Source organism: Celerinatantimonas diazotrophica, from assembly GCF_004339545.1.
GTDB classification, from domain to species: domain Bacteria; phylum Pseudomonadota; class Gammaproteobacteria; order Enterobacterales; family Celerinatantimonadaceae; genus Celerinatantimonas; species Celerinatantimonas diazotrophica.
The window spans coordinates 110325-130183 of the sequence record NZ_SMGD01000001.1 but is presented as its reverse complement, the minus strand read 5'-3'; the positions used below and the strand labels follow the sequence as shown (position 1 = coordinate 130183).

Genomic DNA, 19859 nt, shown 5'->3' with positions numbered 1-19859 from the left:
TATGAAATATGGATATCGTCAAAAGGGGGTTGCGGCCATCTTATTCGTCATTATCTTCCCGTTTTTTTTGGGCTTTTTTGCTCTGACGATTGAGGGATCTCGTTACATGACCGATAGCGCTCGGTTAAGTGATGTTATGGAAAGTGCCGCTTTGGCGGTAGCCGCATCAGTGAATCATGATGATGATAAAACGATGGTTCAAGATTATATCGCTGCGACCGTCCCTCAGGCCGATGTCAAGCCTTCGGATATCACGATTACAACCAAAACCTGTGAACAAATCTATGGTAGTGACTGCGGTAAACCAGGGGTTTATGATAAAAATGGTTTGCGCTTTAATGAGTACGATGTATCTGTGACTAGCCATTTTGTCAGTTGGTTTCCAGGGAATAAGGTCGTAGTGGGATTTAATAAAAATCAAACACTATTCAATAAAGCGGTTGCGCGAAAATATCAGCAAGACTCTGTCGATGTTGTATTTGTTACTGATTTCTCAGGTTCAATGCTAAATCCTTGGGCCAATACCCAGAAATATAAAGGTGTTATTGATATTGTAAAACAGATTTCAGGAGTGTTGGGTAAGTATAATGACATTGTCAAAACTAGTGGTTATAAAAATAAGGCTGCTGTTGTTCCATATGATAATTATACTCGAACACTAGGGTATAGTACTAATGAATATGGTGGCCATTGGGAGACATATAAGGATTATCAGGTGTGTACTTTTAGAGGTTTTTTTGGTCATTGTTTTCATTGGGAGTGGCACTACAGTACAAAATGGGTACAATCACAGAAAGATGAGTATGGGATTCATGTGATAGATTCTGTTCCTTGCTATGATAATCCCGAATATAATATTCCAGATGATAGTCGCGATCGAATAGAGGGAGGACGTCAAGGATACCCGTTTAATTCAGACTGCGTTGCTAAATATCTTTCAGTTCCATATTTTTTAAATGACGATTCATATGCCAGCAGCTCGAAGCAGTCTGGAGGTGATTTTTACCAAATTCCACTTACGAGTGATATGGCGTCACTCAGTCAGCAAATATCTTCTTTTTCCCCATATCATAAAGGTGGAACCTCGTCTTTTGAGGGACTCCTTCCCGCTGTCCGAATATTAGCTTCTGCCGATTCGACGAATAAGAAAAAAATAATTATATTTTTATCTGATGGGCAAGATAATAACTCAGCGACTGCTGGTGATGGAATTGGTAATCAGTTATATAATAATCATATTTGTGATAATATTCGCAGCTATTTTAAAAATAAAGGTGATGAGCTTACTATCGCTTTTATTGGATTTGATTATGATGTTACAACTAATCCCGGTCTGACAGCATGTGCTGGAGATAATAATATTTTTCAAGCAAGTAAAAATTATCAAGAGATCTATAACAGGATATTAGAACTCATTACCGAAAAAATCGGTCATCTCTATAACCATGACTATAAAGTGAATAACTAATGGATCGAATTAATTTTAAACATAAGTTGCCACTCATACTTTTGTTGGCAAGTTTAGCACCGGGTATCAGCTTCGCTGCGGATTGTACGATTCCATCTGCAAACACTTATCGGGTTGGCGTTGCTCATGACGGTTATTTAGTGACCGTCTTGGACTCGAAAAAAAGCGGGATGGAGCAGGGGACTTGTCAATCGTCCCATCTGACATTAACCGTGCATTTTCCGTTCGATAAGGCCACTTTAAGCCGTGCGCAAAAACAGCAGATTGCACAGCTTGTCAAACAAGGGGCAGTGCAATTCGATGTGATTGGCTACACTGATTCAAGTGGCACAAAAGCGTATAATCAGCGCTTAGGGAAGGCTCGAGCCCGAGCCGTGCGTCATTATTTAGCACATTTAGGAGTTGCCAATTCGCAGGTGGTGATCCGCTCCGCAGGTGAATCACACCCTGTAGCGTCTAATGCGACACCGGCTGGACGAGCATTGAATCGTCGTGCGGTGATTACAACCAAATAGAGAATTACTCTATTTGTATACTGCTCATCGCGAAAGATTTTTTTTGTCGCGATGAGCCCAGTCCGCAGTACTTCAATCCTTTATCCCTATCTTGGCTCTTAAATACAGCGTGCTGGTTTGGGAAGCCCCGCAATTTTGGTTGCTTGCTTAGCGGGCCCTTTCGGGAACAAGCGATAGAGGTAACGACTATTGCCTTTATCGGGGCCATATTTTTTCCCCATGGCTTTAACTAATGGGCGAATGGCTGGCGAGGTATTAAACTCTAGATAGAAATCCCTGACAAAGTGAATAACTTCCCAGTGGGGTTCAGTTAATTCAATCCCCTCTCTTTGAGCAATGATTGGGGCTAATGCGTCACTCCATTGTGAACTTTCAAGCAGATATCCTTCTGCATCTGTTTCTAATATTTTTCCGTTGAACTCTAACATAATTTCAATATAGTCATGGTCGATAATTAGCTAATGTCGAGTGCTCGATACAGCTGTTGGAGGTTTTCACTTAGCTGTTGGAGTTGATAGGCAATGAGCAGTTCTTCCCCGTGTAAATTCGGGATTAATTCACGTAATTTTAACTGAACTGATTCAATGAATGCAGTGGTTTGCTTATCATTTGGTTTTTCCGATAGTTGCAGCATTTGTAATTGGCTATGAAGTTGTTGACCAATATCAGTAATAATATACGTTGCTTGGGGACTCAAAGTTCTACCGCGATAGAGTGCTAAGGCACTTAAATGAGCACAATAAGCATGCATATAGCCGGTAAGCTGATAAATGGCCAACACATCTTGGCGTTTAGTGGCAGGTTCTGCCATTAGTGCTTGCTGGTGAGTAACTACATCAGCTTCAGCTAAATGCATATGGAATCTCGCGAGTCGATACTCTTCATCTTCGAGTGCTTGTTGAGTTTGGTAATGGTTGAAGATCAGATCCTGATAATGAGTTACTTTATTCAGCCAATCGTTAATAATACGCGCGGTATGATTTTGTAACCAATCCGGCCAAATATAGCGAACAGCTACAAGAACGAGTAGACCGCCTAACAATGTTGTTGCCGTACGAATACCGACGGTGAGCTCGGATTTAACGCCTAATAGTTGTAAAGCAAGTGCTACAAAAATAGTAATCATCACCACCGCAATGGCATAACGATAGCTAAAGTACCAAAAAAAGAGCAGGGCACTCGTCGCTGTGATAGCGATCGTTGCCCAGATCGGAATATGTAGTATTAATAATATTGACGCGATGCCAACTCCAACTAGCGTTCCAATAATTCGTTCAGCAAGACGTTGTCGTGTGGCTGAGTAATTAGGCTTGATCACCAGTAAGGTGGTAAGCAATAACCAGAAGTCTTGTCCATGCAGAGGCCAAGGCAAGAGCATGATAATGCCATAACCGCATAACATACAGAGCGCTTGGCGCAATGCATGGCGAAACAACAGGCCTTCTGGTTGACATAAGCGTTGCCAGAAACTCGTCCAGCTCAGGTTTGAGAGGGCTTCAAATTTAAACTCTTGTCCAGGAAAAGAGACTTCTTTACGTGTTAAGCGTTCCATCTCGCTCAGGTTGGTTAACATAAAGCTAAGTTGATTATGCTCCACATCCCCGAGCGCTTTTTTGAGTTGATAGTCGCCACGAAGGTATTGAGCGAGAGTGGCAATTTCATGTTTCAGTCGGTCATGAATTGGCTTAGGCTTGGCTTGCGAGCTGATTCGCTTGGCTAAGCCTAACATAATGTAATAAAGCCGTTGTGAGATATCTGTCTCGGTTAGTTTATCGTTGAGTTGTTGATAATTAACGTGTGACGATACGACCCGCTCAAATAGCAACTGTGCTTTATAAAACAGATCAAGATAGTGAGTCTGTTGATTTGCTTGCGGGTATTGCGCCTGACGAATGACTAACAATTGGCGCATTTGCCCCAAGGCAACCGCTGCTTGACTGGCAAGTTTGGCTAAGTTTAAGCGCAATACTTGGTCGTTGTGGTTATGGGCAAAAAATTGGGCTTTTTGTGACTGATATTTAGCGAGTAGAGTGAATAACTCTAGGCTATTTTGGGCCAAACTTTGGTTAGGTTTGAATGCATTAATTATCACTGACAATAGAATATAACTGCCTGCCCCCATTAATAAATATAGGGGTTGCTCCCATTCGTGGTTTGCATACTGACCATACCCAAGCATGGTATAGATAGCCAGAATCAGAGCACTCATCGCAATTGGGCCAAATTGTACTTCGAGGCTAGCTAACATAATAAATAGAAATGTTGAGCCAAAGACCCCAGCTGCGAACAACCATGGATATGGATAGAGTAATGTAACCGAATACGAGGCTAACGCAAAACAGCCGAGCATGACGACAATTGCTTTAATGCGCTGTACATACAAAGCTGGATGATCTGCTAAAGCTGCTGCGACGACGCCAAATGCTAAACTGGATAGATAGATGAGAGAAAAGTTTAAATAGTGGCCCAATAAAAATAGCACGATTAGCACAGTTGCTTTGGTGGCAATACCAAACTGTGAGTTACCAATGCGAGGCGGTTTTAAATAGTCGAGTAATCGTTGCATAAATTTAAGAGATAAAAAAACGCCCCAACAAGGGACGTTTAAACTTCAACAGATCTATAAACTAGTCTCTGGCTGCCATTAAGATATTGAGCAAGCTCAAAAATATGTTGTATAAAGAGACAAAAATAGTCACTGTAGCTGAGATATAATTCGTTTCGCCACCATGAATTATATCACTGGTTTTCATTAGGATTGCACCTGAAGAAAACAGGATAAACAAGCCGCTTAATACTAAGTATAAAATGGGCATGTGCAAGAACAAGCTCGCCACAAATAGAGCCAGAATGACAAAGAAACCTGCAGTCATCATCCCGCCTAAAAATGACATGTCTTTACGTGTAATCAATACGTAAGCTGATAACGCGAAGAATGTTAATGCTGTGCCGCCCAAAGCGGTCATTAAAATTTGAGTTCCGCCCGTTTTAAGCAGCAGGTTGATAATCGGCCCCAACGTATAGCCCATAAAGCCAGTCAGTAAAAAGACGAAAACCAGCCCAGCAGAACTATTTTTAGTTTTTTCTACAGCAAACAATAAGCCGTAAAAACCAACTAAGGTAATGATAATACCTGGCGGGGGTAACATTAATACAGCTGCAGAGCCAGCAACAACGGCTGAAAAAGCCAATGTCAAAGCAAGCAGCATATAGGTGTTGCGTAAGACTTTATTTACGTTTGTCCGTGTGCCAACGGAGCTATAGTCAACACTGCGATATTGGTTCATAGAGTTTCCTCACCCTTGATTACTCAAGTCATTAGCCCAGTATACAGATTTATCGAAATGAATATAACAATTATTAAGCTAAAAACTAACTACGATGTTTATTAGAGATATATATGTGGATGAAGTTCCCAATTATCAACTATTTTTGTTGTAAAAATGAGCGGTTAAGCGAAAGGGTGCAAAAAACAGTTGCGTTTATGATAGTTATCAGTATTATTCGTTCCCGCTGCGGAGGGGTGGCAGAGCGGTTGAATGCACCGGTCTTGAAAACCGGCGTGGGTTAGTAGCCCACCGAGAGTTCGAATCTCTCCTCCTCCGCCATTTCCTTTCTCTTTTCGGATAGTTTCATTTCTGCGTTTGTTTAACCGATTTTTTCTTTGTTGATAAACCCTAGTTCTTTTGGCGGCCATCTATAATTTCTTTAATACTGTCATAACGATGTTGTCGTGTTCAGCTTAGTTTCTGGCAAGATCATACGTCTACCATTTCAATGACTAGGGACTGTTGACCTTTGGTGGTTGAATTTTGTTCAAATTAAACGCATTTTGAACGCGGCGCGCCTTACGCCGCTTATGAGTTAAGCAAGCAGGGTGCAACAAAGTTCAGGATGCGTTTAAATGAACCCCAAGGGCAGTATCTGAGAGGAATTTATCCAGCGTTAAACGTTCTTTGTGGAGAATAACTACACGGCACAACGTTTGCCTTGCCTAAATCCCTCTCAGATTTCTGCAAAACTAATCACAAAAGGTCAACAGTCCCTAGGAACTGACCGATTGAATCATTTTGTTGAATAAATCGTTGTTTTGCGCAAAAAGAGACCAAACAGGCCAAACTTTTAGGAAAAACTCTTTTTAGGGGTTTACAACTTAAATGCCAATGGCTAATATGCGCCCCATCTGCTGCGGAGGGGTGGCAGAGCGGTTGAATGCACCGGTCTTGAAAACCGGCGTGGGTTAGTAGCCCACCGAGAGTTCGAATCTCTCCTCCTCCGCCATCTATTTTGAAAAGGCCATCACAATATGTGATGGCCTTTTTGCTTCGCGCTTGCATATAAACTTATTCTTTGTTAATCCAATCATTAGGAATGGTAATTCCATTTCGCTTAAGACTCCTCGGGCTATACGTTCTCTTTATATAAGCAAGATAGGTGACATGATCGTTTGGGTCATGCGTAGGAGCTCATACAAACATAAAGGATTTCATGTATAACGGCCTGTTTTAGTCGCGGTGTTGTCTAAAGCTTGATAGTATCATTACGATATCCTAAAAAGCTGACAGAATTTTATGATAATGTTGTTCTGTATCATGGGTTGGCAGCTATTGGAATACTAAAATGGCCAAGTAGTTCATATTTGGTCTAACAAGATAATTTTACTGTGCGGAGAAGTACGCTTGATTACCGTATATCTAGTTGATGATCACGAATTGGTGCGCACAGGGATTCGTCGCATTATAGAAGATGCACGAGGGATGAAAGTCGTTGGCGAGGCAGAAAGTGGGGAACAGGCGGTCCAATGGTCCCGTCAGAACCACGCTGATGTCATGCTCATGGATATGAATATGCCAGGGATCGGAGGCTTGGAAGCGACTCGAAAAATCCTTCGTTATGATCCCGATACACGAATTGTGGTTTTAACCGTTCATACAGAAAATCCGTTTCCTAGCAAAGTGATGCAAGCTGGGGCGTTTGGTTATTTAACAAAAGGGGCTGCCCCAGATGAAATGCTGAATGCTATTCGGACCGTCAGTTGTGGGCAGAGATATTTGTCACCACAAATTGCGCAACAAGTTGCTTTGAGTTCTTTTTCTTCCGATAGTGAGAATCCTTTTTCTCAGCTTTCTGAAAGAGAGCTGCAGATCATGTTGATGATCACTAAAGGGGTACGCGTAACTGATATTTCTGAGCAGTTGAACTTAAGTTCAAAAACAGTTAATAGTTATCGTTACCGCTTGTTTAATAAATTAAATATTAGTGGTGATGTCGAATTAACTCACTTAGCAATTCGTCATGGTATTTTAGACGCCGAAAAATTGTAGATGAGCGAGTTTGATGCAGCTGCGTTTTTAAATAGGGCGCCAGCGTTACCTGGCGTCTATCGAATGTATGATAGCCATGATAAGGTTATCTATGTTGGTAAAGCAAAATCCCTAAAAAAGCGCCTGTCGAGTTACTTTCGTAAGCGTGTAGACCGTCCAAAGACAGCCGCTTTGGTGCGGCAAATCGCTTATATTGAAACAACGATTACCAATAGCGAAACAGAAGCTTTAATTCTTGAACATAATCTGATCAAGAAATATCGGCCTCGTTATAACGTTGTCTTGCGCGATGATAAATCCTATCCATATATTCTTTTAAGTGCCCATCGACATCCTCGATTAGCGCTGCATCGTGGTCATAAACGAGCGAAAGGAAAGTATTTTGGGCCTTATCCGAGTGGCAAATCGGTGCGAGAGAGTCTCATTTTATTACAGAAGACTTTTCCGATTCGTCAGTGTCGTGATAGTGAATATGCCAACCGAACTCGCCCGTGTCTGCAATATCAGATCGGCCGTTGCAGTGGCCCATGCTGTGATAAAGTCAGTGACGAAGAATACCGTAAACAGGCCGACTTAGTTGCACTGTTCCTATCTGGGAAAGGCGACGAGGTGATAGAACGCCTTGTGAATGACATGGAACAGGCGAGTTGTGCCTTGGAATTTGAAAAGGCAGCGAGCTACCGGGATCAGATCCAAGCACTGCGACGGATCCAGGAACAGCAGTGGGTTTCAGGAACAAATGCGACCCAAACAGATGTCGTTGGATTTGATTATCGTAATGGCATTGCCAGTGTTCATTTAATGCTGTTTCGTGAGGGGCAGTTATTGGGAAGCCGTAGTTATTATCCTAAAGTTCCCAAAGACACTGAGCTAAGTGAAGTGCTACAAGGCTTTGTCACTCAGTATTATCTTGCTGAACAGCGTGATGGCCAGCTACCGAAAGAGATTTTAGTCGGCTATCAGAACGACGAATGGCAGGTTTTGCAGCAGGCTTTATCTGAGCGTGCCAATCATCAAGTTCAAATCCACAATCCGACTCGCGGTGAAAAAGTCCGACTTCTTAAACTGGCTAATGATAACGCGCAAAATGCGGTGACCAGTAAACTGCTAGAAGCTTCGACCGCGGCGACTCGATTGGCTGCCTTACAGCACTTTTTGGCGCGTGAAGAGCCGATTCGACGTATGGAGTGTTTTGATATCAGCCATACCCAAGGCGAGCGTACTGTCGCATCCTGTGTCGTATTTGATCAAGATGGTCCTAAAAAGAGTGCCTACCGACGGTTTAATATTGATGGGATTACCGGTGGGGATGATTATGCAGCAATGGCGCAAGCTTTAAAGCGTCGTTATGGCAAACAGAGCGATGATGCCGAGATGCCAGATATTCTTTTCATCGATGGTGGGAAGGGGCAATTGAGTAGTGCCTTTGCTGCCTTAGATGAGCTGCAGCTTGCCAATGAGCCGTTGGTGGTTGGCGTGGCAAAAGGGGTGACTCGCAAACCAGGACTAGAGACATTACTGATCGGCCGTGAGCAGCGTCCGGTACATCTTGAAAAGCATGAGAGTGCTTTACATCTGATTCAGTATATTCGTGATGAGAGCCATCGTTTTGCGATTACCGGACATCGAAATCGTCGAGACAAGGCTCGGCAACATAGCTTTCTTGAAGAAATCCCTGGGATTGGTGCAAAACGCCGTCAGAGTATTCTCAAATTTATGGGTGGAATCCAAGAGGTTAAACGTGCCAGCGCTGATGAATTAGCAAAAGTGCCAGGGATTAGCAAAAGTCTCGCACAAACTATCGTTGATCGATTGCAAGAATAACTGCAAACAGGCAACATAAAGCAATTGTTATGAGAACGACATCCGTATGAATACAATTCCAAATATATTAACTGTTTTTCGTCTATTTTTAATTCCGTTCTTTCTTGTTGCGTTTTATATCCCTGTCCACGGGGCTTATTTTACCTCAGCTGCAATTTTTGTAGTTGCGGCAGTGACTGATTACTTTGATGGATTTTTAGCCCGACGTTTAAAACAGACTTCACCTTTTGGTGCATTTTTAGATCCCGTTGCCGATAAAGTGATGGTTACAACCACTCTGGTAGTGCTTGTAGAGCATTATGATACGATCTGGATAAGTCTGCCAGCGATGGTGGTGATCGGTCGTGAGGTCGTCATTTCAGCCCTTCGTGAGTGGATGGCCGAATTAGGGAGCCGGGCAAGTGTTGCGGTGAGTAAATTAGGGAAATATAAAACAGCGGCTCAAATGACTGCGATTACCGGATTACTATGGCAATATCAGCCGTGGATGGTGCTTGCTTCAAAAGTTTTACTATATATTGCTGTTGTGCTTACAATTTGGTCGATGGTTTCGTACTTACGGGCTGCTTGGCCATTCCTAACTGGACAAAAGAAAAGCAATATAGGTGGAAATTTATAGAATTTGACTGTTTTTCAGGCGAACAGACAAAAAGTTTGAAATTTCTTGTTGACGATAAAAATAACCTCGCTAAAATGCACAGCACATCGACGGGGCAAGCACTCAAAAGTAAAGCTAAGTCGATAAGTTATCAAATAAAGCGGCACTAGCTCAGTTGGTAGAGCGCGACCTTGCCAAGGTCGAGGTCACGAGTTCGAACCTCGTGTGCCGCTCCAAGATAACGAATGTAGGCGGGTTGGCAGAGTGGCTATGCAGCGGATTGCAAATCCGTGTACCTCGGTTCGACTCCGGGACCCGCCTCCATAAAATTTGGTATCGCCCGGGTGGTGAAATAGGTAGACACAAGGGATTTAAAATCCCTCGAACGCAAGTTCGTGCCGGTTCAAGTCCGGCCCCGGGCACCACCTTCCTCTTACTGATTTATAAAGACTTTTTAAAAAATCCTAAAGATTAACGTCCGTTAAATTTCTATCAAAATCCTCGTTTTCCTAATATTTTTCCTAATATTATTTAGATTTCTTTGAATCCACAGCACGTACTTTATGTACTTTACGGTCGTATCTTGCGGTCTGTCTGATATCTTTGTGGCCAGAGATTTCTTGTTTCTCCTGAAGTGTTCCATCAAGGTCTGAAATACCTTTTGCTTTCAGGTCATGGAAGGTGAAATCCATTGGTAAACCTGTTATTTCACGCACTTTGCTTCGTGTTTTACGCCAACGGCTACTAAATCCATCTCGGGTAAAGCGGCTGCCATCGGGCTGGCAAACAACGAACGTAGAAACAACGCCGGGCTTTGTCGGTAACTGCTTGGATAATGCGATGGCCTTGCGTAGGCGAGGGGACCATTCCTTAATTTGTTCGATGCCAGTTTTCCCTTGTGCAATGAAAATACCATCTTCTAATATTTGGCTGGTACGCATCGCTAAAATGTCCCCCTGACGGGCACAGCATAAATAGGCCAATTCCATCGCCACCTGAATAACAGGATCAGCAGCTTTGTATAGCGCGTTATATTCCACGTCGGTGATGTAACGTTTACGACTGGTTTCTTTGAATTTACGCACCCCTTTACAAGGATTGCTTTTACAGAGCCCACGTTCGTAGCCAAAGCGAAAGCACTGCGAGAAGAAAGCATGTTCTCGGTTGGCTTGAATACGTGAGCTTAAGCCGCGTTTATCCATATACAACCGGACATGTTCAGGTTTTACTTTGTTCACGTTCATTTTGCCAAAAACGGGCAAAACCTTTTTCGCGTATTTGCGGTAATCCTTGCGGGTTTCCGTGGCGAGTTCCTGAAAGTCAGCACTTTGAAAAAAGCTGGTGATTAAGCTTTGTACTGTTGCTACTTCATCGGCTTCTTTAACTTTCTGCTCATAGGCTTGCCATATATCTGGAATTGAAGCCTCTAAAGAGCACAGGCGGACTGTTCCGCCTGCTGCTGGTTTCCATTCATAGGTGCTGCGGCCTTTATAGACCCGCTTAGGTAAGGCGTAATCCTGCGGGTTGGTTCTCTTCCTTGGCATATATTACATTGCATCCATAGCGCTAAAATTAGGGACATCTTCGCTCGGGAGCATTGTTCTGGGATGATTCACATGGTACCAGGTGAGTTTTGGCTTCCCGTTGCGATCTACAATATGATAGATCCCATTGCGTGAAAGGATCTCAATTTGCAGATGTGCCGAATCCAGTTATCAAATTGGGTGATACTAGTGCTGTAATGGGGTATGTTGATCTCACTGGTACTCTTTCAACTCAACTGTCTGATTTAAAAGATTACATTCATACTGATAGAAACTATATGTTTTATTCAGACGACACTGTTCGAAGCATAAAAACAATTAAAGATTTGCCCCCAAAATTAATTGGATAAAATTTCGCACATAGTTAGACCGCCCTCGGGCGGTTTTTTTATGCCTGAAATTTGAGGATATTCCCTAAAACTTGTTGCAACCTTGCCATTTTTAACCTCGATGGCAGTCATAAGGTGGCTTATCAACCCACCGAGTCGTGGTGCGTATGAACAACAGCTGCACAAACGTAAGGCCATTTAGTGGCGTATTCAAAGTCGCAATGCCAAACTCGGTGAGTTACGGGGCAGGTCGTTGGCTTAGGTGTGGCCGCCACCAGTATGGGGGCCATGACAAATGAGACATCTTGGTCTTAAATGTGTGATGTTAGCAGGCAAAGCCATATCGCTATTATTTGGCAATACGCTGGATAAGTCGCGTTTGGCACGATTAAGCCTGAATTGTAAAATTCGACAAGGCGGGCATACTGTAGCATGGGCGGCTAAACAATGGGAACGTTTAAGTGGTGAGGTAGCTAGTAGCACTCCAGATGGTCGAGGTGAATTAAGCGACGCTCACCGATGTGTAATTGGAACTGGAGGAATACCACCAATGAAGGTGCAAGCCAAACAAGGTTAACTGGTTACCGATTTGCTCTATCAGAATCTGGGCGATGATAACGATCAGTTAGAGTAATTCCCAAATCCGCGTGGCCATCTTTCCCGAAGCGATGATAGTCACTTTACCGGATGTGGCGAGTGTGCATAAACAAACGACTGCGATGAGGAGGAGTTGGGATTAGAGCAGACACTTACTGAGCGTCTGCTTGAAAGCTATAATGTTCTGGCTAAACTTAGAAGAAATAGCGCATTCCTAACATGACTTCTTGAGTACGGTAATCAATACTACCGCCGTTGAGTGTCTCGCTTGCGGCGGTTGGGTTTTTAGCTGTACGAGAAGTCGCTTTACCATAATCATTATAGGCATAAGACAGATCTAAAATGATATGTTGGGTCGCTGCGTAAGTGACACCTAATTTTCCCTGCCATGCGAAATCTGTATGTGTATTGTGAATCTTAAATTCTGACGAGGTATTGTTTAAAGTAGTGGATAAATCGCTTAGTTCATTTCGACTTACACCTATGCCTAATCCAAAGTAAGGATGGAAAAGCCAATTATCTTGATTAAACAAAGTTGCCAAATCAACTTGTCCAGATAACATTAGGGCAGTACTTTTTAAATGTAGATGTGTTTTCTCATCTGCTGGAGAACCATTAATTAATACATGGTCTCCGTCAAGGCTTGCTTTAGAATGATAGCTTAATGCTAATTCAGTGGTTAACCAAGATAGTTGAGGGTATCGATAACCTACGGCGATTTCATAGCTATTACTATGTTTAAAATCTAGGTGATCCTTAATTGCTAGAGGCATTCCGGATTGGGTGTCGTTTAATGTCGTATCTTGATTTTGTCTATAACTTTGGCCAAAACCCATTTTGCCATAGAAGCCGGTAGGCATTGTTGTTGCTGAAGCACTAGCAGATAAGAACAGAAGAGCAGTAATGATGACTTTCTGCATCATTTAATTCCTTGTAATAAAATGAATATGTTTAGAAAATTAGCGCTGTATACTAGCAATGTTACATATATGTAACAAGTGTGTTTGCCTCAGATAAAGATAAAATCATTAATTATTATTAACAATTATCATATTTGACCAAAGCCAGAATTCTTGGCCTTACTTATAAAGTAACCGGCCTCCAGAACCTGTTCTGCGCAACTAAATCAGGACACTTTTCTTAGGGAATTATGTTCATATTCTACTGGCGATAGATTACCATTCGCTGTATGAAGTCGTTCTAAGTTGTAATAACGCATATATGCGGTTACATCTGCCCTCATGTGTTCGCGCGTTAGTTGTGGTACTTTCAGCAGCCAATCATGTTTTAAACTGTCGAAGAACCGTTCTACTACGGCATTATCCCAGCAGGTTCCAACATCGCCCATGCTAACTCGTATACCGTAATAACTCAGTAATCGGCGATAACGGTTACTGGTATATTGTGAGCCCTTATCACTATAAAACACTAACCCTTTAGGTGGCTGACGTAAGTGATAAGCTTCCATCATCGCCTTGCTAACCAAGTCTGTGGTCATACATTTATTAATGTGCCAGCCAAGGATACGACGGGAATACAAGTCCATCACAATGGCTAAATACATCCAGCCTTCACTCGTTTGCAGATACCTTACGTCGCCAGCCCACACTTTATCCGGGGCAACTGGGTTAAAGTTCTGGTTTAACATGTTATCGGCGACGGCATCGCTGTGCTTACGCTTGGTGGTCACCTTGTAAGCAATTCGTTGCGTCACAATCAGGCCAAGCTTGGTCATGAGCTGTTGAACCCCATACTCACTTACCTTAAAGTCCTCCTTGCATAACCGTTTTCTCAGCTCTCTGTAGCCCAAGCTATTTCTACTTTGTTCGAAGATAGTTTTCGCTCGTCGATACAGATGAAGCTGCTCTGCTGCAATAACTTGAGCAGGGCGCTTCAGCTACGCATCATACGCTGAGCGGCTGACTTTCATTACCCTGCAAAGTGCCTTCACTGGAAATTTCGCAGAGAGCTGCTTTATGGTTTTAAACGTGACTTGGTTTCCCTTTAGCAGGAGGCATTGGCCTTTTTTAGGATCTCTTTTTCCATCCTCAGCTCTTTATTTTCTTTGCGAAGCGTCACTAATTCAGCGCGTTCATCTGCTGTTAAACTGGTGCCTGACTGCTCAGCTTCAAACTTGGTCTTCCAGTTATAAAGTAGCTTATCTGTGATCCCCAAAGACGCTGCGGTCTTAGATACGCTGTAACCTTGCTCAGTTACCAATGCGACGGCTTCTTGCATACACTCAGTCATATAGCTTCTGTTTGTTCGTTTTGTCATTTAACACCTTAATCATTGGACTATATTCCCGTTATTAAAGTGTCCGGTTCAATTAGAGCAGAACAGCTTGATTGGATCATTCAAGAGGGAATGTGAGATCAGAAGATGATCGTCACTTTTATGCTGTCAATAAGGGGCTGGTGAAAGGTTACGTTGCAACGGCATCATTCCCTGCGAATGAAATTTAATCGCTTAGATCTAAAAAAGGTTGGATCAACATATCGAGTTTCGGATGAACCACACGCCGTTTAACGGTCACCGAATAAAAGTTCTCATACACGTTTGGCAGCAAAAGATAATGTTTCAAAGTTCCCTGATCCAATTCATCTTTTACAACGACGTTCGGCATCACAGCAAGCGCTCCGGTATCACGAGTCAATAGTCGAAGCATCGCCATATCGTCCGATTCCGCCACAACCTCCGGTTGCAATTCATATTGCGCCGCAAAAGCGTCAAATGCTGCCCGCAGCGGGTTTTCGCCATAAGGCAGAACCCAACGCTGACCGCGATAACTATCATCTAGTTCGCCAGATAAATCTAAGCCTGACTGACCAATAATCGCCACCGCTTGGCGAGCCAAAAGCCGGCTCTGCCAACTCTGTTTATTGGAGCCGCGAACTGGAATATTTGTTAACGCAATATCGATCTGCAGCTCTGAGAGCGCATTTAATAACCCCGCCTGACTCATCGACTGTAAAGTGTAGCGACAATCATTTTGCTTAATTAAGGGCTGAATGAATTGCTCGATGAAGTTTCGCGAAATTGTTGACAGCATTCCGATGCGAATCGTGGCTCCCGGTAAAGTCTCGCCACTGGTCAGCAGTTTTTCCAGCTCCTCACCATTTTTGAAAATCTCCTCCGCATAGTTCAGCGCATGATAGCCACTTTCCGTAAGCGATAGCGTTCGCCCTTTGCGAATAAACAACTGAACATCCAATGATTGCTCAAGCTGTTTAATCTGCGAAGACAATGCGGATTGTGAAATATGAAGCGTCTGAGCAGTCTGCGTCAGGTTTCCCAGCTTCGCAACCTGCCAAAAATAGTACAGATGATGATAATTGAGTCGGCTCATTATTCTATAAAACAGAACGATTACTTAAATATTATATATTTTACTTAACTTTGGGGCTGTATCACAATAGCAGCTATCTTTTGAAATGTGAGGTTGGTCATGTTTTCCCTGTTTTTAATCACTCCTCTAAAGCTGATGTTACTCGGCTTAGTCGCCATTCTGGGATTTACCATTTTTCGTTATAGTTGGGTTGCATTTAGTGGTCAATCTGACCGTGGGCGCTTTTTACGGGCATTAGCCCTGACGATTTCCGCCGTGGTTTTAGTGATTATCAGTAATCACATGCTGTTATTCTGGGCAGCCTGGACTAGCGTCAGCCTTTCGCTGCATCGGCTCATACTGTTTTATCCCGAGCGTCCACGAGCACAGCTAGCCGCTCATAAAAAATTTCTGCTCGCACGTCTTAGCGAACTGCTACTTGGTGTGGCTCTGTTACTGCTTCACTACCATTTTCAAACGTCTTACATCAGTGAAGTCATCGCTCAAATGCCTTTCGCGGGGTCCCATCTAGACCTTAAAATTGCCGCAGTACTGCTCGCGGTCGTCGCCCTTATCAAATGCGCACAGCTGCCCATTCATGGATGGCTGATTCAAGTTGTTGAAGCACCAACGCCGGTTTCGGCACTACTACACGCAGGGATCGTCAACTTGGGTGGGATCTTACTGCTGTTTTTTGCTCCGGTTCTTGCTGCAAGTTCGAGTGCCTGTTGGCTACTCATTGTGTGGGCAGGGCTCAGCACTGTCATTGCAGGCTTGGTTTCTACGACCCGAATTAGCATTAAAGTAAAATTAGCCTGGTCCACCAGCTCGCAAATGGGGCTTATGCTAGTTGAAATTGCCTTGGGTCTTTATGAGATGGCATTGCTCCATCTATTTGCCCACTCATTCTATAAAGCCTATTCGTTCCTCAACAGCGGCAGTGCGGTAAACAACTACTTAGCCACTCAGCTCAGCGGCGAATTTAAACCTAAAGTACGCCATTGGACGCTTGCCCTAGTGTTAGCTATTGCCATCCTCGCGCTAGCTCAGTGGCAGTTTACCGTCACTAACAGTATGGCTGCGGCGATGCTGGTTCTGTTTGCCTTAGCCGCACTGATTTTGCCCAGCGTGACTCGCTTAGATAGCGCAACAGCCGTTCGGCTGCTAATCACTTTGGTGGTTGCCTGTGCACTACTGGCCTTTTACACCACCGCAAAACATCACTTAGTTGTCCTGATGGGGCTTGATGCACCACTCAACCATAGCGCCGATAATCTGGTTGCCATGTTTTTTGTGGCTTTGTTTGTCTTCTCTATGGCTCTGCAATATTGGCCGCACGTGCGCTGGGTCAAACGGCTGTTCATCTGGCTCAATGCAGGTGCTTATCTGGATGAATGGGCCACAAGGCTGACCTTAAAATTGTGGCCAAGCCAATCACTGCTGGAACTCCAACACGCGCATCTTTCTTTGAAAACGGAGGCTAAACAATGACGGAAGCAAACACTGTCGAAACCAAAAATCGTATTGTTGCCTGGCCTATCGCTAAATTGGCAGCGGCTTCAATCGCACCGGCGTGGCCTCTGGATCAATCAGTTGCAGTCAACCCATGGTGGCCTCAGCGACACGCGTCGATCGAACGTACTTTTGCCGAACAAGCGGTACTAACGGGTGAAACAGGGCTGATGGATCGCAGCTACTATCGCAGCCTGTGGCAACAGCAAATAAAATCTGAGCATCTCAAGCAAGCATTGAAACAGCTGCAATTACCGTTTAGTGAGAACCGACTGGAAGAATATCTACTGCGAGAAAACCCACTAAACATGCGTTGGAAAACACTCGCGATGCTGATGGATGAGACGATTCCATCCCCTCAAGGCCATAGCTGGGAGCAGGAGATCATTGCGCAAGTCAGCCAGTTTATCGCGCTCTACCACAAATATCCGGAACGATTTGAAGCCGAAGGCCAAAATGGTGAGCACCTCTACCAAAGCTGGTTAGAGGTTGTTACTCGCGATAAAGGCATTAAGACACTGCTGGGCGTTGATCTGCTTAACGATTTTCGTGCTATGCCTACAACAATGATGCAGTTATTCAGTGAACTGGAACAGTTCTGGCAGCCGATTTGGAATGATCACGACGGCGCTGAAGCCTATATGCGGGGCTGTTTGCATCAACTTTCAGGTTGGGCTGGTTGGCAATCTTGGCTCGATTGGCAAGCAGGGCTCAAGCAGCAACAATTACGCATTCCTCATACGCTTGGTCTACTCGCAATCTTACTGGCGTGGGATCGCGTACTGATGCGTTGGTTACAGCAAAACCATCCGCAAATTGCTTCTCAATTAAGCCAAATGCTGCACCATCAGGCCACCCGAATTAATAGCCTCTACGAGCAAGCGGAACAGCAGCTGCAACCGCTCTGGGTATGGCAAAGAGCGCTGGAACTGAGCGTACAGATGCCTTGGATAAACCAAATCAAACAGGCGACTCCTGCCCCCGAGCAATCACGTCCGGAAGTTCAGGCCGTTTTCTGTATTGATGTTCGTTCCGAACCCATGCGCCGAGCCCTTGAAGCGCAAGGCAGCGAGATTGAAACCTTGGGATTTGCTGGATTCTTCGGTATTCCTATTGCTTATCAAACCCACGATGGCAGTATCACTCGGCCGCAACTCCCGGGTTTAATGGCCCCCTCTTTGGTGGCCAAGCAGACACGTCTGCAACCTGACCGTTGGGTCCGACTTACGCAGTTAGGTTGGCAGAGCAGCTTGGAAAAACCATACTCAAACCTAGGGATGATTGAAGCCAGTGGCTTGCTAAAATTGGTAAGTCTATTTAAACGAGCCGTCCTTCAGCAAGGGAGCAAGAACCCGGTCAATAAAGATGCCCGCCCTAATGAAAAATGGGAACTAAAACGGGATGAGCAGCCGCTAAGTGTCACTGAGAAGGCAGAACTCGCGGCTGGGATTATCAAAGCAATGGGGATCAAAGCTAGGTTAGCTAACGTCGTGCTACTGACCGGCCATGGAAGTCAAACCTGTAACAACCATACTGCATCCAGCCTTGACTGCGGTGCTTGTGGTGGCCAAACCGGTGAAGTGAATGTCAAAGTATTAGCATCACTGCTCAACGATCCAGCCGTCCGCAAACAGATGCCGCAGTTTGACGTAACAGTACCCAATGACACCCAATTTTATGCTGCAATGCACAACACAACCATCGACGAAATTTTGATCTTTGATGCTCCAAAAGCATCATGGCGAGAAAAAATCGAGCGCGGTTGCCGTCAGGCTCAGCTTACCCGATCCCAGCAATTTGATGCTCCCAAAGCGCCTTCGGAATCTGAGATCAAGCGTTTCTTCAAACAACGCGCAACGAACTGGGCTCAGATGCGTCCGGAATGGGGATTGTGTAATAACGCCGCGGTGTTTATCGCGCCTCGAGCACTCACACGTAGTCTTGATTTTGGTGGGCGAGCCTTCCTACATGAATACCATGTGAGTCAGGATCCACAGTTTACCCAGCTGGAAAAAATCATGACCGCTCCGTTGTTGGTGATGAACTGGATTAACCTGCAATATTACGCTTCCGTTGCACTCCCCAATAAATATGGGAGTGGTAATAAACTGCTACATAATGTTGTCGGCGGTCATATTGGAGTATTTGAAGGAAATGGCGGAGACCTGCGCATTGGGCTATCCCAACAATCGGTGCACGATGGTCGGAAATACCGTCATCAACCCCTTCGTCTGAGCACCTATATTCAAGCGCCTAAACCTGCCATTGAAGATATTATGGCGCGCCATGACGATGTTGCATCACTGGTGAATAATGGCTGGTTATTCCTTTATCACATAGATGCTGACCAGCAGGTAAGTCGCTATCAAAATGGCCAATGGTTAGCTGTTTAATACCCAAACGGCTTAGGCTCCCACCTTAAAAAGCCCCGTTAATAGAGGCAATACGGGAGGGTGGGGTAATCCTCCCTTTTTTAACACATCTCAAAAGTAAAGGTTAAGCGGCCATTAGACGTGGCTTACCTCCATTGGGTGATGTGGTCTTTCATGACCGTAAAACCATAGCCACTCTGTCGCATAGTCTTGTTCTTCTTCAAGTGAATCAAACAATGTTTACTAACCCATCCATATCTTGCCGTTCGATTGTAACGCTCAATATACGCATTTTGCTGAGGATTACCGGGCTGAATATAGTCCATAAGATTTTGGACCAGACTCATCGAGTATGGCAAGGTATGAGTAGAACTGCTCTTTCGGCAGAAATTGGTGCTGATCTAGCAACGTCAAAATCTCATATCATTGAGTCATTAGATTGGATCGA

Annotated in this window: 16 protein-coding genes, 5 tRNA genes and 2 pseudogenes; 14 read left to right on the top strand and 9 right to left on the bottom strand. The window is 44.2% G+C overall.

Annotated elements, in window-relative coordinates:
* Position 1 precedes the first annotated feature (1 nt).
* On the top strand, positions 2-1468 hold the full coding sequence (locus EV690_RS00600) for a TadE/TadG family type IV pilus assembly protein (RefSeq protein ID WP_131910997.1): 1467 nt from the start codon (positions 2-4) through the stop codon (positions 1466-1468).
* Complete coding sequence (locus tag EV690_RS00595; RefSeq protein WP_131910996.1) at positions 1468-1983, top strand: OmpA family protein; 516 nt, start codon at positions 1468-1470, stop codon at positions 1981-1983. The genes EV690_RS00600 and EV690_RS00595 overlap by 1 nt, the downstream gene beginning before the upstream one ends.
* A gap of 98 nt (positions 1984-2081) precedes the next feature.
* On the opposite strand, the gene EV690_RS00590 is transcribed toward EV690_RS00595, so the two are convergent.
* The 3 genes from EV690_RS00590 to EV690_RS00580 all read right to left on the bottom strand — a co-directional run bounded on the left by EV690_RS00590 (position 2082) and on the right by EV690_RS00580 (position 5270).
* A complete protein-coding gene (locus EV690_RS00590; RefSeq protein ID WP_131910995.1) occupies positions 2082-2411 on the bottom strand; it encodes a TusE/DsrC/DsvC family sulfur relay protein in 330 nt (109 codons plus the stop codon).
* A gap of 26 nt (positions 2412-2437) precedes the next feature.
* Positions 2438-4549 carry an FUSC family membrane protein gene (locus EV690_RS00585; RefSeq protein ID WP_131910994.1) on the bottom strand — a complete coding sequence of 704 codons (2112 nt, stop codon included), beginning with the start codon at positions 4547-4549 and terminating at the stop codon, positions 2438-2440.
* 61 nt (positions 4550-4610) lie between these two features.
* Positions 4611-5270 (bottom strand): Bax inhibitor-1/YccA family protein, encoded by a 660-nt coding sequence (locus tag EV690_RS00580; RefSeq protein ID WP_131910993.1) that lies wholly within the window; start codon positions 5268-5270, stop codon positions 4611-4613.
* Between the two features lie 230 nt (positions 5271-5500).
* On the opposite strand from EV690_RS00580, the gene EV690_RS00575 reads away from it, so the two are divergent.
* The 8 genes from EV690_RS00575 to EV690_RS00540 all read left to right on the top strand — a co-directional run bounded on the left by EV690_RS00575 (position 5501) and on the right by EV690_RS00540 (position 10154).
* Positions 5501-5591, top strand: a tRNA-Ser gene (locus tag EV690_RS00575).
* 582 nt (positions 5592-6173) lie between these two features.
* Positions 6174-6264 (top strand) — tRNA-Ser (locus EV690_RS00570).
* A 398-nt stretch (positions 6265-6662) separates the two neighbouring features.
* Positions 6663-7307 carry a UvrY/SirA/GacA family response regulator transcription factor gene (gene uvrY, locus EV690_RS00565; RefSeq protein WP_131910992.1) on the top strand — a complete coding sequence of 215 codons (645 nt, stop codon included), beginning with the start codon at positions 6663-6665 and terminating at the stop codon, positions 7305-7307.
* Entirely contained in the window at positions 7308-9131 is a 1824-nt protein-coding gene (gene uvrC / locus EV690_RS00560) for an excinuclease ABC subunit UvrC (RefSeq protein WP_131910991.1), read from the top strand.
* A gap of 46 nt (positions 9132-9177) precedes the next feature.
* Entirely contained in the window at positions 9178-9750 is a 573-nt protein-coding gene (gene pgsA, locus EV690_RS00555) for a CDP-diacylglycerol--glycerol-3-phosphate 3-phosphatidyltransferase (protein WP_131910990.1), read from the top strand.
* Between the two features lie 139 nt (positions 9751-9889).
* Positions 9890-9965 (top strand) — tRNA-Gly (locus tag EV690_RS00550).
* A gap of 14 nt (positions 9966-9979) precedes the next feature.
* Positions 9980-10053, top strand: a tRNA-Cys gene (locus EV690_RS00545).
* A gap of 14 nt (positions 10054-10067) precedes the next feature.
* A tRNA-Leu gene (locus tag EV690_RS00540) sits at positions 10068-10154 on the top strand.
* A gap of 102 nt (positions 10155-10256) precedes the next feature.
* Here EV690_RS00540 and EV690_RS00535 read toward each other — a convergent pair.
* Together EV690_RS00535 and EV690_RS18670 are read right to left on the bottom strand one after the other, a co-directional pair.
* Complete coding sequence (locus tag EV690_RS00535) at positions 10257-11273, bottom strand: tyrosine-type recombinase/integrase (RefSeq protein WP_131910989.1); 1017 nt, start codon at positions 11271-11273, stop codon at positions 10257-10259.
* Between the two features lie 3 nt (positions 11274-11276).
* Positions 11277-11396, bottom strand: a complete 120-nt coding sequence (locus tag EV690_RS18670; RefSeq protein WP_396022828.1) for a hypothetical protein — start codon at positions 11394-11396, stop codon at positions 11277-11279.
* 8 nt (positions 11397-11404) lie between these two features.
* Between EV690_RS18670 and EV690_RS18170 the strand changes: the two genes are divergently transcribed.
* A complete protein-coding gene (locus EV690_RS18170) occupies positions 11405-11623 on the top strand; it encodes a hypothetical protein (RefSeq protein ID WP_165872612.1) in 219 nt (72 codons plus the stop codon).
* Between the two features lie 274 nt (positions 11624-11897).
* Positions 11898-12179, top strand: coding sequence for a hypothetical protein (locus EV690_RS00525; RefSeq protein WP_131910988.1), 282 nt, complete (start codon positions 11898-11900; stop codon positions 12177-12179).
* Between the two features lie 214 nt (positions 12180-12393).
* Here EV690_RS00525 and EV690_RS00520 read toward each other — a convergent pair whose 3' ends face one another.
* The 3 genes and pseudogenes from EV690_RS00520 to EV690_RS00510 all read right to left on the bottom strand — a co-directional run bounded on the left by EV690_RS00520 (position 12394) and on the right by EV690_RS00510 (position 15548).
* On the bottom strand, positions 12394-13122 hold the full coding sequence (locus tag EV690_RS00520) for an outer membrane protein (RefSeq protein WP_131910987.1): 729 nt from the start codon (positions 13120-13122) through the stop codon (positions 12394-12396).
* Positions 13123-13325: 203 nt separating this feature from the next.
* Positions 13326-14476 (bottom strand): annotated as a pseudogene (locus EV690_RS00515) (IS3 family transposase).
* Between the two features lie 184 nt (positions 14477-14660).
* Entirely contained in the window at positions 14661-15548 is an 888-nt protein-coding gene (locus EV690_RS00510) for a LysR family transcriptional regulator (RefSeq protein WP_131910986.1), read from the bottom strand.
* Positions 15549-15647: 99 nt separating this feature from the next.
* Between EV690_RS00510 and EV690_RS00505 the strand changes: the two genes are divergently transcribed.
* Positions 15648-17018, top strand: coding sequence for an NADH-quinone oxidoreductase subunit L (locus EV690_RS00505; RefSeq protein ID WP_131910985.1), 1371 nt, complete (start codon positions 15648-15650; stop codon positions 17016-17018).
* Complete coding sequence (locus EV690_RS00500; protein WP_131910984.1) at positions 17015-19432, top strand: DUF2309 domain-containing protein; 2418 nt, start codon at positions 17015-17017, stop codon at positions 19430-19432. Before EV690_RS00505 ends, EV690_RS00500 begins: the two co-directional genes overlap by 4 nt.
* Positions 19433-19535: 103 nt before the next feature.
* Here the strand turns inward: EV690_RS00500 and EV690_RS00495 are convergent.
* A pseudogene (locus EV690_RS00495) lies at positions 19536-19737 on the bottom strand (integrase core domain-containing protein); the annotation flags it as partial.
* Positions 19738-19859: the final 122 nt, after the last annotated feature.